At 40.2% G+C, this 13,224-nt stretch carries 12 protein-coding genes; 2 read left to right on the plus strand and 10 right to left on the minus strand.

The window, feature by feature from the left end; all coding sequences use genetic code 11:
- Nucleotides 1-338 precede the first annotated feature (338 nt).
- Both ACED20_RS02960 and ACED20_RS02965 read left to right on the plus strand, forming a co-directional pair.
- Nucleotides 339-2,150 (plus strand): TonB-dependent receptor plug domain-containing protein, encoded by a 1,812-nt coding sequence (locus ACED20_RS02960; protein WP_378103429.1) that lies wholly within the window; start codon nucleotides 339-341, stop codon nucleotides 2,148-2,150.
- A 72-nt stretch (nucleotides 2,151-2,222) separates the two neighbouring features.
- The gene (locus ACED20_RS02965; RefSeq protein ID WP_294232324.1) at nucleotides 2,223-2,939 is read left to right on the plus strand and encodes a DUF2490 domain-containing protein; all 717 of its coding nucleotides are present in this window, start codon (nucleotides 2,223-2,225) and stop codon (nucleotides 2,937-2,939) included.
- A 152-nt stretch (nucleotides 2,940-3,091) separates the two neighbouring features.
- Here the strand turns inward: ACED20_RS02965 and ACED20_RS02970 are convergent, their stop codons facing one another.
- From ACED20_RS02970 to ACED20_RS03015, 10 genes are all read right to left on the minus strand, one after another.
- Nucleotides 3,092-3,538 (minus strand): phosphohydrolase, encoded by a 447-nt coding sequence (locus ACED20_RS02970; protein WP_294199015.1) that lies wholly within the window; start codon nucleotides 3,536-3,538, stop codon nucleotides 3,092-3,094.
- 99 nt (nucleotides 3,539-3,637) lie between these two features.
- Complete coding sequence (locus tag ACED20_RS02975; RefSeq protein WP_294292115.1) at nucleotides 3,638-3,910, minus strand: hypothetical protein; 273 nt, start codon at nucleotides 3,908-3,910, stop codon at nucleotides 3,638-3,640.
- Between the two features lie 162 nt (nucleotides 3,911-4,072).
- Entirely contained in the window at nucleotides 4,073-5,851 is a 1,779-nt protein-coding gene (locus tag ACED20_RS02980; RefSeq protein WP_294308617.1) for an acyl-CoA dehydrogenase family protein, read from the minus strand.
- A gap of 108 nt (nucleotides 5,852-5,959) precedes the next feature.
- Nucleotides 5,960-7,138 carry an acetyl-CoA C-acyltransferase gene (locus ACED20_RS02985; protein ID WP_378103432.1) on the minus strand — a complete coding sequence of 393 codons (1,179 nt, stop codon included), beginning with the start codon at nucleotides 7,136-7,138 and terminating at the stop codon, nucleotides 5,960-5,962.
- Nucleotides 7,139-7,243: 105 nt separating this feature from the next.
- Complete coding sequence (tnpA, locus tag ACED20_RS02990; protein ID WP_378103434.1) at nucleotides 7,244-7,708, minus strand: IS200/IS605 family transposase; 465 nt, start codon at nucleotides 7,706-7,708, stop codon at nucleotides 7,244-7,246.
- A 76-nt stretch (nucleotides 7,709-7,784) separates the two neighbouring features.
- Nucleotides 7,785-10,178, minus strand: a complete 2,394-nt coding sequence (locus ACED20_RS02995) for a 3-hydroxyacyl-CoA dehydrogenase/enoyl-CoA hydratase family protein (protein WP_378103437.1) — start codon at nucleotides 10,176-10,178, stop codon at nucleotides 7,785-7,787.
- A 78-nt stretch (nucleotides 10,179-10,256) separates the two neighbouring features.
- Complete coding sequence (locus tag ACED20_RS03000; RefSeq protein ID WP_294199014.1) at nucleotides 10,257-10,706, minus strand: MarR family winged helix-turn-helix transcriptional regulator; 450 nt, start codon at nucleotides 10,704-10,706, stop codon at nucleotides 10,257-10,259.
- A gap of 165 nt (nucleotides 10,707-10,871) precedes the next feature.
- Nucleotides 10,872-11,795: an ABC transporter ATP-binding protein gene (locus ACED20_RS03005; RefSeq protein ID WP_294232333.1), complete on the minus strand. Its 924-nt coding sequence runs from the start codon at nucleotides 11,793-11,795 to the stop codon at nucleotides 10,872-10,874.
- A 2-nt stretch (nucleotides 11,796-11,797) separates the two neighbouring features.
- Nucleotides 11,798-12,088, minus strand: a complete 291-nt coding sequence (locus ACED20_RS03010; RefSeq protein ID WP_378103439.1) for a hypothetical protein — start codon at nucleotides 12,086-12,088, stop codon at nucleotides 11,798-11,800.
- A 150-nt stretch (nucleotides 12,089-12,238) separates the two neighbouring features.
- On the minus strand, nucleotides 12,239-13,210 hold the full coding sequence (locus tag ACED20_RS03015; RefSeq protein WP_378103441.1) for an iron chelate uptake ABC transporter family permease subunit: 972 nt from the start codon (nucleotides 13,208-13,210) through the stop codon (nucleotides 12,239-12,241).
- Nucleotides 13,211-13,224 lie beyond the last annotated feature (14 nt).

The following is a 13,224-nucleotide window of genomic DNA, read 5'->3' on the forward strand; positions in this document are numbered from 1 at the left end:
CTATTATACATGGCTAAAATTCTGGATTCTGAAAAAAGATTAAACTTTAATGATGTAGAATGAAAATGGAATTATAAAAAGATTCTGCTGATTTTTAATAATAAAATATTGTTTAGTAATGTAAAATGTATTAAAATTGTATTAACAAATATGTAATTTAGAAATGAGAAAATTGTTCAGAGATCTGGTTACACATTTAATGAGAAAAAGATAAAAACCATAATTGCCGGGATGCGCTTTTAGCCGCATCCTTTTTTTATGACAACTATCATTTGCCTGTCTTCAGGAACTCCATTACTTTTGGGATCGCAAAACTAACTGAGAGTAAATCCGAAATTATGATTAAAAAAGCAGGCAGCATCATTTTCCTGGGAGCTTTATTTTTCGCACACGCGCAGGATAAATCCACTGATATTGAAACCATTGAGGTTCAGGGAAAACTTTTTTCCACGACTTACAAAACAGCTAACCAAAATATCACCATCATTACCAGAGAGGATATTCTGAACTCTCCTGCAAAAAGTATTGATGAGATTCTTCAGCTGGTTCCGGGGATGGACATCAGGAGGAGAGGAGCTAACGGGGTACAAAGCGATCTGGGCTTCAGAGGGAGTTCGTTCGAGCAGGTACTTTTGCTGTTGAACGGAATCAGGATGAACGATTCTCAGACCGGACATAATTCCATGAATCTTCCGGTTGACCTCGAGGATGTGGAAAGGATCGAGGTAATTAAAGGTCCTGCAGCAAGACGTTTCGGACAAAATGCCTATGCCGGTGTCATTAATGTCATTACAAAAACCTATCCCGGGAAAAAAGTAAAAGTAAGTGCTGAAGCCGGGGATTTTGAAACCTATGGCTTTGGGCTGAATGCTCAGCTGGGCAATGAGAAATTTTCCAATTCCTTACAGGCTAATTCTTCCAGTTCGCAAGGCTATATTTATAATACGGATTACGAGATCCGAAACGTATTTTATCAAAGCAGATTGAATATCAAAGACGGAGATATCAGGCTGCAGGCCGGATTTTCGGAGAAAAAATTCGGAGCCAACGGTTTTTATGCATCGAAATCAGCAACCGAACAGTATGAGGAAACCCAGGCTTCGGTGGTAAGTCTGGCGCACCAACAGAAATTCGGAAAGCTAAAACTGAGCTCAAATGTATATTGGAGGAGAGGTCAGGATATGTATCTTTACAACAGGGAAAGTCCTGGGATTTACCGAAACATGCATATTGGAAACAATGTAGGAGGCGAAGTTAATTCGGCTTACGAATGGGGACTTGGCACTACCGGAATTGGGGTAGAACTGAGAAAGGAATTTCTGGTCAGCAATAACCTTGGCGACAGAAACCGCTTCGTCTCACAAGTATTTTTTGAACATCATTTTTCACTTTTGGATAAAAAATTAAACATCAGTCCGGGAATTTCATGGGCCAATTATTCTAAAGAAGGAAATTTTTTCTATCCCGGCTTAGATGTAGGATTTACCTTTAACCAAAATCATAAGATCTACGGAAACATTGCCAAAGTACATCGTGTGCCGACGTTCACCGATCTTTATTATACCAGCAAAACCGAGCGAGGAAACCCCGATCTTCAGCCTGAAAATGCGGTGTATGCTGAAGTAGGATACCAATACCAGACAAAAAATGTCCTGGCTAAAGTAAGTGGATTTGTAAGGGATACCCATAATGCCATCGACTGGACCAAAGTAAATGAAAGCGATACTTTCTGGTCTGCCCGGAATATCGGAAACACGACCATTAAAGGTATTGAAGCAGAATTGAATCACCGCCTGAATGACTGGCTGAGATACACCTTGGGTTATACCTATCTGGATAATAAGTTAAACCAGCCATCCGATTTTTTGGCGCGTTATACTCTGGATAATTTAAAGCATCAATTTATTGCCAAGCTGGAAACAAAGTTCCTTAAAAATTTTACAAACGAAATCTCATACCGCTATAATCAGCGGCTGAATAACGGAAGCTACAATCTGGTGGATGAAAAATTAAGTTTCGTTAAAAGAGATTTTTCTGTATATGTTCTGATTAATAATATTACAAATACTTATTATACAGAGACTTTTGGAGTTCAAATGCCTCAAAGATGGTTCCATCTAGGTTTTTCGTATAATATCAATATTAAGTAAATGTTAATTAATAATGAATTAAAGTTAATATTACGAAATTGTTAATTCGTCTACATTTGCAAAAATTTTTTAATGAAAGTATTTGTAAGTTTGAGTCTGCTTTTAGGCATGACATTTTTCAAAGCACAGGAACATATTTCCAGCTTCAACGCACTGACGATAACTTATAAATTTCATCCAAAATTTTTCCTATATCTGGAAGGCCAGTCCAGGGGAATCGAAGAATATACGTATCCCGATTACTATGAAATAAAAGGTGGATTGGGATACAATCTTACGAAGAACCACAAGCCTTTTGTGGGTTTGGGAAGATATGCAACCTATAAGGAACATGCCATCAACAAGGAAGAGTTCAGGGTTTGGCTGCAGGATGTGATCGACTTCAAAGCGGGAATCGTAAAATTTGAAAACCGTTTCCGGGTCGAAAAATCGTGGTTTTATGAACCGCAGGCGGATAAAAGCTCTGAGAGGATGCGTTACCGTTACCGTCTCAATGTATCCGTTCCGCTGAACGCAAAGAAGATCGGCCCGAAAACCCTTTTTGCCAATGTGTATGACGAGATCTTTATTGTTTCTCCTAACAAGCCTGCATTTGCAAGAAACCGGATTTACGGTGGTTTAGGCTACCAGATTGATGAACATTTCGGGGTATTGGGCGGTTACCTGATGCAGAGGGAATTTGAAGCGAAGGGAAACAAAAATTTCCATTTTGTGTATCTTGCCTTAAACATCAATATTGACGATACCAATCCGCCGGTAAAAACATATCATTTCCCGGGTGCGGATTAATTCAAATAATTTCATACAATAACAAAAGAGGCTGTCCTAAAATTTTGGACAGCCTCTTATTTTGTTGATTTTGTTCGTACACCTATACAGGTGGTATATTCAAAGATTCTATTCTCAAGAGATGTATGACTTTTAGGACACCCTCTTTATTTTTAATATTTTTCAATCAAATAATGGTAAGCTTTCAGATATTTGTTGAATCTCTTGATATCTTTTGGTGTCAGTTCCCGGGTTACCCTTCTGAGATCCATATTGTCGCGCAGGTCATTCAGTTTTACAGCCACGGCAAGTGGCGATCTTTCAGTCCTTTTCACAAAGTCGTCATATTCTTCCTCCGGATCGAATTTGGTAAGGCAACTGATGGCAAAAATGATATATTCCGGAAAACCTTCGCCTCTCAGATAATCCAGGCTGAATTCATTGGGATGGTCTTCTACGACATCGTGTAAAACACCCACGATTTTTTCGTCCATGGTTTTGCCATATTCCATGACCCGCATCACATGGGCTATATAGGGAGCGTGATATTTATCGGTTTGTCCTTTATGTGCTTTATCGGCTATTTTTATGGCTCTGTTGAGCAGTTCTTCTTTTGTCATCGTAAAATAAGTAGAGTACAAAAATAAAAAATGCCTCAACATCTGAGACAATTTTTAATAATAATTTTGTATGGTTACCGGAACTTCAGATAATATCAATTATTTATCGTCTTCCCTTTTTTCAGGAATCATGGCATTAAGTATTTTATAATCTGTAGGATCTTTCCTTTTGTCTTTAAGGCTGGAATATTTTGATGCATCAGGCTTCAGGAAAGACATTTTATATAAATCCTTCTGTTTTATATTCTGAATGGAATCTTCTGAACGAACGTCTGCCGAATCTATTTTAGGCAATCTATTTTTCTTGTCTTTTTGCTGTGCTGAAACCACTACTGAAAACATTATAAATGATAATGATACTATTTTCATCATAAAAAATTTAATGCAATTATACTTATCATAAAGACAATTAAGAGGGCGATACTATTACATCATTAAATTATCTTTATCCGGAAAAAAAATGATGCAACAGGGTAAAAAAAACGTCCCGACAAGAAATCGGAACGCTTTGAAATCAAATTTATATATAAAAGACTAATAAGCTCCTTTCTCGATATAGTGTGCCGCAATCTTTTCAGTTAATGCCACTACGTTCGGATGATTTGTATATTTGGTAAATCTTCTCAGTCCGGAAAGCATCATTCGCTGCTCATCGCCTTCTGCAAAAGAAACAATTCCCTCTTTTGCCGCAGTGATGATTTTTTCAACGGCCTTATATAAGTTCAGCTGAGCCATTGCTGCTTCTACGGAATCAGGAGCAAAATGTTTTTCGGCTCTTAAAACTGCCGATTCCGCCATGTAAATCTGATTAAGGATTTCTGAAGCATTCAGCAACAGATGCTGCTGTTTTTCAATATCCATCATGTATTTCTGAAGCGCTGCACCGGAAACCATTAAGAATACTTTTTTCAGATTGGCGATAATGGCTTTTTCTTCACTCATGAAAGCGGAATAATCCGGAACATCGAAAGAAGGAATTCCCATCAGCTCTTTGCCAATGGCCATGGCCGGAGATAATAAATCCAATTCTCCTTTCATCGCTCTCTTAATCAACATTCCTACCGCCAAAAGCCGGTTAATTTCATTGGTTCCTTCATAGATTCTTGAAATTCTTGAATCTCTCCATGCTGCTTCCATCGGGGTATCTTCAGAGAATCCCATTCCGCCGTACACCTGGATTCCTTCATCCGCAGTATGCTGTGCAAGATCGGAAACAAAAACTTTAAGGATAGAACATTCTACCGCGAATTCTTCAACGCCCTTCAGCTCTGCCGCCTGGTGGTCCATTCCGCCCGCTACCAGCTCATCAATTTTATCCTGGATATTTTTTGCCGCTCTGTAAGAACCGGCCTCACTTACATAAACACCGGTCGCCATTTCAGCAATTTTCTTTCTGATCGCTCCGAAAGTGGAAATGGAAACCCCAAACTGTTTCCTCTCATTTGAGTACTGAATGGAATGGTTTAAAATTCTTCTCTGTGCATCAAGACAGGCTGCTGCCAGTTTGATACGGCCTACATTCAGCGCATTCAATGCGATCTTGAAACCGTTGTTTCTTTCGCCTAAAAGGTTTTCAACAGGAACTTTCATATCGTTAAAGAAAACCTGTCGGGTAGAAGAGGCTCTGATTCCCAATTTATGTTCTTCTTCACCAAAAGTCAGGCTTTCCGGATTTTCAAGCTCGGAACGGTTGATGACAAATCCGGTAATGTTTTTATCATCGTCTATTTTAGCAAATAAAGTAAAAGTGTCTGCAAATCCTGCATTGGAAATCCACATCTTTTGTCCGTTGATGATGTAGTGTTTTCCGTCTTCAGATAATTTAGCTCTTGTCTTACCCGAATTGGCATCAGAACCGGCATCAGGTTCCGTTAAACAATACGCTCCGAATTTTGTTCCGGCTGCCAGATCAGGAAGGTATTTCTGTTTTTGGGCTTCCGTTCCGTAAAGTACAATCGGAAGGGTTCCGATTCCGGTATGAGCTCCGTAAGCTGTCGCCAAAGACCCGGTAACCCCTGAAATGTAGTCGCAGGCCAGCATGGTGGTCACGAATCCCATTCCCAGGCCTCCGTATTGTTCCGGAACGGCGATTCCCAACATTCCCATTTCGCCGAGCTTTCGCATTACTTCTTCCGTAAGTGCATAATCTTTTTTCTCGAAACGTTCTTTCTGCGGAACCACTTCACGGTCTATAAATTCCTTCGCAGAATCGCGAAGCATTTTCTGCTCTTCGTTTAGTTCTTCAAGACTGAAGATTTCGTCTGCAGGAATTTCCTTGATCAGGAATTCGCCGCCTTTTACTATATTTCCCATTTAATACTGTTTTTATTTTTAATTCTAATTGTAGATGCAGTGAAAATCGACTTTTAATCCACAATAAAAGTTGGATGATTATTACTGCATTTAATCTGTTTATTTTTTTTAAAGCAACTCAAAAACACTGGCCGCTCCCTGTCCGGTTCCCACACACATCGTTACCAAACCGTATCTGTTGCCGCGTTTTCTCATTTCGTCAAGCAACTGCACGGTTAGTTTGGTTCCGGTACATCCCAGTGGGTGGCCTAGAGCGATGGCTCCTCCGTTCACATTTAAAATATCAGGATTTAAATCCAGTTCTTTTTTAATGGCAACCGATTGAGAGGCGAAAGCTTCATTCATTTCGATCAGCTCAATATCTTTTAGCTCCAGTCCGGCCTGCTTCAGGGCTTTTGGAATCGCATAAACAGGACCCATTCCCATAATTCTCGGTTCAAGGCCTGCTGCTGCGTAGGAAACAAGTCGCGCTTCCGGCTGTAAGCCGAGTTCTTTTACCATTTCTTCACTCATCACAATAACAAAAGCAGCTCCGTCACTCATTTGCGACGAGTTTCCGGCCGTTACGCTCCCGCCGTTGGCAAAAACCGGCTTTAATTTCGCAAGACCTTCCAGAGAAGTATCTGCTCTTGGGCCTTCATCTATGGCAAAGTCGAATTTCTTGGTCTGTATCTTCTGATTTTCATCCAGGAAATTATATTCTACCGGGATCGGAACGATCTGGCTGGCAAAACGGCCTTCCTGATTGGCTTTTAAAGCTTTCCGGTGTGATTCAAAAGCAAACTGGTCCTGTTCCTCCCGGCTAATCTTGTACTGTTTAGCAACCTCTTCAGCGGTGTAGCCCATTCCCCAGTAATAATCCGGGTTTGTTTTGGCAATGTCCGTTTCCGGAACCGGTTTGTATCCTCCCATCGGAATGTACGACATAGACTCTGTACCGCCGGCGATGATGCAATCTGCCATTCCGGCCTGAATTTTTGCGGAAGCAATGGCAATTGCTTCACTTCCGGAGGCACAGTAACGGTTAACGGTTACCCCCGGTACTTTATCGGTGTTCAGCCCCATCAGGGAAATGAGACGGGCAACGTTAAGTCCCTGTTCTGCTTCCGGCATTGCATTCCCTACGATCAGGTCATCGATTCTGTTTTTATCAAGTTGTGGCAGCTCAGCCATTAATTTTTCAATCACGGTGGCTGCCATCACATCGGGTCTTGTAAATCGTAAACTTCCTTTTGGTGCTTTTCCAACGGCCGTTCTGAACCCTTTTACTATATATGCTGTTTTCATATTTTATTTAAATAAAATTGTTTTTGAGAATTAATTGCCTCATCGAGGCAAAGTGTTAATAGCTTTTATCATTTATCATTTGCAGAGCTCCGTAGGAGTGACCTGTTAATCATCAATCCAGTCGAACAAATACTGTGGATCATATTGAATTTCAAATTTTTGTAGGAATTCCAAATATTCTTCTTTAAATATCCTCTTTTTATGATGTTCTTCCTGGTTTAAAATGTATTTTACCACGGCATCTAAACTGCTTTTTGAATAGGAAAATGCGCCGTATCCTTCCTGCCAGCTAAACCTTCCGGTAGTCCATCCTTTTTCGTTAATAAACTTGGACGAGCCTGCTTTTATATCTCTTACCAGATCAGATATAGAAATGGTGGGGCTTATACTTACCAGCAAATGAACGTGATCCGGCATCGCAAACACTGCCAATAACTTTTGATTTCTATTATTAACAATACCTGTTATAAATTTGTGCAATTCTTCTCTGTTTTCTTTCAGAATCACATTTTGTCTTCCTTTAACAGTAAAAACAATCTGAATATAAATCTGAGTGTACGTATTAGCCATGAATAACAGGTCGCCCCTACGGGGCTTATTAAAATTCGAAAATCTTAACTACTAACAGATAACTCCTCCGGAGCTTTTAGTTTCTCAACGGTTTTCCATTCTGTAACATGTATTGGATTCTTTCCAGGGTTTTTCTTTCACCACAAAGCTGTAAGAATGTTTCTCTTTCGAGATTCAGTAAATACTGCTCGGTAACGACCGTTTCTTCGGAAAGATTTCCGCCGACCATTACGTTGGCCAGTTTATCGGCAATCTTTTTGTCGTGCTCGGAAATATAGTTTCCGGTCAGCATCTGGTCGGTTCCCACATAGAACATTCCGAGTGCATCTTTACCCAAAACCTTAACCCTTTGTTCGATAGGTTGGGTGTAGCCGTGCTCGGCAAGACTTTTCGCCAGCATTTTCGCCGTCATGATCTGACTTCTTTTATGTACGGAAACGATGTCTTTTCCATGCTCAAGAATTCCCATATCGTAGGCTTCGTAAGCTGAAGTGGCCACTTTACCCATGGCGATATTCATAAAGGCTTCACGAAGGCGGTTGTTTTTCACGTCATCTTTATGGAATTCCCTCGATGTCCTCAGGGTAAGTTCTTTGGTACCGCCACCACCAGGAATTACTCCAACTCCGGTTTCAACCAATCCGATATAAGTTTCTGCTGCGGCAACTACGCGGTCGGCGTGCATGGTCATTTCACAGCCTCCGCCCAGCGTCATTCCATGAGGTGCTACTACAACAGGAATGGAAGAATAACGAACCCTCATCATGGATTTCTGGAAATAAGCAATTGCCATATTCAGATCATCCCAATCCTGTTCGATAGCCATCATTAGAATCATAGCCAGATTGGCTCCTACTGAAAAGTTGGTTCCCTGGTTTCCAATAACCAAACCATCGTATTCTTTTTCCGCAAGGTCGATAGCTCTGTTCAGCCCGTCCAGTACTTCGCCACCTAAAGAATTCATTTTAGAACGGATTTCAAAGTTGATGATTCCATCACCCAGATCCTCAATTGCTGCTCCGGAATTACTCCAAAGGGTTTTGTTTTTACGGATATTGTCTAAAATGATGAATGAATCCTGACCCGGAATCTTGCTGTATTCGCCGGAGTTTTTATCGACATAAATGCTTTGTCCGTCTTCATTCACTTTATAGAACGTTTCTACATTTTTCACCCAGTCGGATACTTCGTAGCCGGCATCCTGAGCAAGTTCGATACCTTTCTGAACGCCAACGGCATCCCAGATTTCAAAAGGTCCGTTTTCCCAGCCGAAACCGGCCTTCATGGCATCATCGATCTTATAAACCTCATCAGAGATTTCAGGTACTTTATGGGAAACGTAAGCAAACAATGCGCCCAGTGATTTTCTGTAAAGTTCTCCGGCTTTATCTTTTCCGCCGATCAGCACTTTGAAACGATCGATCGGCTTATCTATATTTTTCGTGAGTTCCAGGGTCGGGAAGGAAGATTTGCCCTGCAGCTCATATTCCAGGGTATCAAGGTTTAGTCCGTGGATTTCGGATTTACCGTCTGCATTTTTCACTTTCTTATAAAAGCCCTGCTGTGTTTTGGAACCGAGCCATTTGTTATCTACCATTTTCTGGACGTACCCCGGAAGGGCAAATACATCGTTAAAATTATTGGCTTCTGCTCCGCTCTGGCGTACGCCGTTGGCTACCATCACCAAAGTATCGAGACCGACAACATCTGCTGTCCTGAACGTCGCCGATTTCGGCCGGCCGATCACCGGACCCGTCAGTTTATCAACTTCTGAAACCGTTAATCCTAATTTCTGTACATTGTGAAGCAGATCCATCATTGAAAACACACCGATCCTGTTGGCAATGAACGCAGGCGTATCTTTTGCCAGAACGGTTGTTTTCCCGAGGAATTTTGCTCCATAGTTTATGTAGAAATCAATAACTTCAGGCAGCGTATCATTTGTCGGAATGATCTCTAAAAGAGGAAGGTATCTTACCGGATTAAAAAAATGGGTTCCTGCAAAATACTGTTTGAAGTCTTCACTTCTTCCTTCGGTTAGGAAATGAATAGGAATTCCGGAGGTATTGGAAGAAATTAATGTTCCCGGTTTTCTGAACTGTTCTATTTTTTCGTAAACGGATTTTTTGATGTCCAGTTTTTCAACCACCACTTCAATGATCCAGTCTGTATTTTTTATTTTAGGTAAATCATCGTCAAAGTTTCCGACGGTTATTCTTTCTGCAAATTTCGGAGAGTAGAGTAGCGCCGGACTGGCTTTCTTCAGTTTTTCAAAGTTTTCGGAAGCGATCCTGTTGCGTACCGCTTTATTATCTTTGGTCAGACCTTTCTTCTGCTCTGCTTCCGTCAGTTCAAAAGGAACAATGTCCAACAGCGAAACCTGCACGCCGATATTGGCAAAGTGTGCTGCAATACCGCTGCCCATAATCCCTGAACCAAGAACGGTCACGTGTTTGATTCTTCTTTTCATTAATATTTATTTTAGTTATTATCTGTAAAATACAGTATGCCTGTTCAATAATGTATAATATGATACGGAATGACAAACTTATTTTCTGTTATTGATATCCGACGCAATTTTCATGATTTCACTCATGACTTCCTTGAACGTCTCCAGTCTTTCGGGAGAAATCTTCTCCATTACCTTTTTGTTGAAGTTAACCACGACTTCTTTGGACATATTCCTGGAATTCAAACCTTTGTCCGTTAGTTTGATGATGACTTCACGTTTATCGGTAGTGGTCTTTTCTTTATAAATGTAGCCGTTGTCTTCAAGAAGTTTGATAATTCGGGTAAGAGAAGTGGGTTCTATTGCCATTTTAGGCCCCAGATTTGTGCTTCTAGTTCCTTCCTTCGGATCTATTTTTAAAAGGGTGAGTGCCTGTACCGCAGTAGAGTCATGTTCCTGAGCAAGCTCCGTGTACATTTTAGAAACAGCCAGCCACGTCTGCTTTAAGATTAAATCTACGTTCTCTATTTTTTCTTTATTGTTATCCATCATTCTTTGCTGAAAGGGTTTATCCAAATGTAGCAAATATTATGCATGCATAGTATTTATTTACGTTAAAATTTGTTAACAAAATGAAAATGAGAAAGTTAAATTATATGACAAGCATAATACTATGCATGCATAATATGTGAGTTATTCAAAGAAAACATTCTGTTAATGAATGGTTTTCACGAATCTGATGATTTCTTCAAAGGATTCGCATTGTTCTGTTGAAGAACCAACGGTTATCAGCCAGGAATTATGCTGAAATTCAAAGTGAAAAGAAGAAAGGTCTTTCTGAAAGTTTTTCTGAAGCAGGGAGTACAACATTTCTTTATATGTATCCGGCGCGGTAATTTTGGGAGCGATAAATTTTTCGTTGATTTCAAAAAGGGTAGGATTGAGCAGTTCATCATGCTTTAATAATAGATCTTCTACAATCCCTGAATATAAGGAGCCTTCCTTTACATACCAGATTTTATCAGCAAATTCTTTGGCCAGCCGCCAGTCATGAGAAGAGAAAAGAATGAGTTTGTTTTGCTCTTTGGCCAGTTTCCTGAGTGTTTTAAGGATGGTGATTTTATTCTTTTCATCAAGATGGGTTGTAGGTTCATCCAAAATAATGATTGGGGAATTTTGGGTAATGGCTCTTCCGATAAAGGCTTTCTGCAGGTTTCCGTCCGAAAGATTTTTCAGCTGGGTATGCTGATACTGCAACAGATTCAGTTCTTCGATGATATGAAGAACTTCTTCGCGGTCTGCTTTTTTAAGTTCGAAATAAAAAGGATAATAGATATATTTTCCCAACGAGATCAGGTCTTCAACAGTATGGTTCTGCGGAACCGGCGCGCTTGAAAAAACAACGGCAATCTGTTCTGCAATTTCCTTAACGGAAAAATGCCGGATGTTTTTGTCTTTAATAAAAATGTCTCCCTTTAGCAAAGGAATCTGATGCAGGATAGATTTGATCAGCGTGGTTTTTCCTACACCGTTGTTTCCAATCAGCAGGCATACTTCTCCTAAATTCAGATGCGTGTTTGCATTTGAAACTAGAGTGGTGTTGTAGCCGAGGTCTGCTTGTTGGATTTTTAAATGCATATTTAAATGAAAACGATTAGAATAAAAATTACAAGAGGAACCATACTAAAAATAAAATAAAGAAATTTATAATTCCTGGTTTTCCATAAGCTATATCCTCCTGAAACTAATGATCCCCAGAATGCTGAAGGTATTGCTGCCATGAACCACCAGTTATGACCGCATGAATAGATCCAATGTTTTTCCTGATCCATTCTGAACATTTTTGAATATTCTAAAAACAAAAAGCTTACTACAAACAACATGATGTTTGCAATAATTAATTGTTCCTGTGTTGTTTTTATACTCATCATTATTTTTTTGACGATTCTATTTTTCCTTTCAAGTGCTTTGCTTAAAATATCTTTACAAAATAAGCCCGGATTCCTACCGGAATGACAAACTAAATGTTTATAATTTTAAGGACCAAAATTAAAATACTCTCAAAAATCTGCGAGAGATAATTAAGCCTTATTCTGTTTCAATAACATCACCAAGATCACCGGGATTCCGAAAACCGAACTGATGACATTCAGAGGGATCTGCGTTTTTTCCGCAATCACGGAGAACAGGAGCATCATCAGCATTCCCATAAGCATATTGAGAATCCATTGTTGCCAAAGCCGGGAAGGATTATAGATTAAGCGGGAGAAATGCGGTACGATAATGCCGATGAAAAGAATCGGACCTAAAAAAGCAGTCACGGAAGCTGAAAGCAGGGAAGAAGCAACGATAATACCTATCTTCAGCCGGTTCAGGTTGACGCCCAGGCTCTGAGCATAAGAAGTTCCCAAAGAATTACCAATCAGCGGTTTGATCATATTGAAACAGACCCATAATCCGGCGGCAATCAAAACGGATAGAACATAGATCTGATTCCGGGAAACCATATTGTTTGCTCCGAAAGACCAGAGGATATAATTTTTAAGGCTTTGATTTTCAGCATAAAACTGGAGCAGCGAAACGATAGCGCCGGCAAATGCCGAAATCAGGAAGCCGAAAATAACCAGATAGGACTTATCCTGGAACCGCTTTGATATCGAAAGCAGAACCAGCATCAGCAGTAAGCTTCCGGCAATGGCCGACAAACTCAGAAAGCTGTTCTGGAGAAATTCCGGCAGAAGAACATCATGCGAAAAAAAAATATAGAATGCAACCGTCAGGCTGGCTACCGAGGTTATTCCCAGAATATCCGGCCCGGCCAGAGGATTCTGAAAATATTCCTGCATCAGAAACCCGGAGGTCGGGATGGATATTCCTGCAAGCAGCATAACCATTACCCGATTGATACGGATCTCTGCAATCTGGCTGTTGGAAGTTTCACTCCAAAAATCATTGCTGTTTAAACTTAAAAACCCTGTGTTCAGATTAATGACTGCCATTACTGCTATCGCAATCAGTAAAAATAAACACAGGACCTTGAATTTATCTGACATTTCCCGAACAGTAC

It is taken from the genome of Chryseobacterium sp. sg2396 (assembly GCF_042610505.1).
In the GTDB taxonomy this organism is placed as follows: Bacteria; Bacteroidota; Bacteroidia; order Flavobacteriales; family Weeksellaceae; genus Chryseobacterium.

Bases quoted from the DNA above. Each gene is read 5' to 3' on its own strand.
- ACED20_RS03005 (WP_294232333.1), bottom strand. From the start codon at position 11,795: ATGCATTTAAAAATCCAACAAGCAGACCTCGGCTACAACACCACTCTA.
- ACED20_RS02980 (WP_294308617.1), bottom strand. From the start codon at position 5,851: ATGGGAAATATAGTAAAAGGCGGCGAATTCCTGATCAAGGAAATTCCT.
- ACED20_RS02985 (WP_378103432.1), bottom strand. From the start codon at position 7,138: ATGAAAACAGCATATATAGTAAAAGGGTTCAGAACGGCCGTTGGAAAA.
- ACED20_RS02965 (WP_294232324.1), top strand. From the start codon at position 2,223: ATGAAAGTATTTGTAAGTTTGAGTCTGCTTTTAGGCATGACATTTTTC.
- ACED20_RS03015 (WP_378103441.1), bottom strand. From the start codon at position 13,210: ATGTCAGATAAATTCAAGGTCCTGTGTTTATTTTTACTGATTGCGATA.
- ACED20_RS02975 (WP_294292115.1), bottom strand. From the start codon at position 3,910: ATGATGAAAATAGTATCATTATCATTTATAATGTTTTCAGTAGTGGTT.
- ACED20_RS02995 (WP_378103437.1), bottom strand. From the start codon at position 10,178: ATGAAAAGAAGAATCAAACACGTGACCGTTCTTGGTTCAGGGATTATG.
- ACED20_RS02960 (WP_378103429.1), top strand. From the start codon at position 339: ATGATTAAAAAAGCAGGCAGCATCATTTTCCTGGGAGCTTTATTTTTC.
- ACED20_RS03010 (WP_378103439.1), bottom strand. From the start codon at position 12,088: ATGATGAGTATAAAAACAACACAGGAACAATTAATTATTGCAAACATC.
- ACED20_RS03000 (WP_294199014.1), bottom strand. From the start codon at position 10,706: ATGGATAACAATAAAGAAAAAATAGAGAACGTAGATTTAATCTTAAAG.
- tnpA (WP_378103434.1), bottom strand. From the start codon at position 7,708: ATGGCTAATACGTACACTCAGATTTATATTCAGATTGTTTTTACTGTT.
- ACED20_RS02970 (WP_294199015.1), bottom strand. From the start codon at position 3,538: ATGACAAAAGAAGAACTGCTCAACAGAGCCATAAAAATAGCCGATAAA.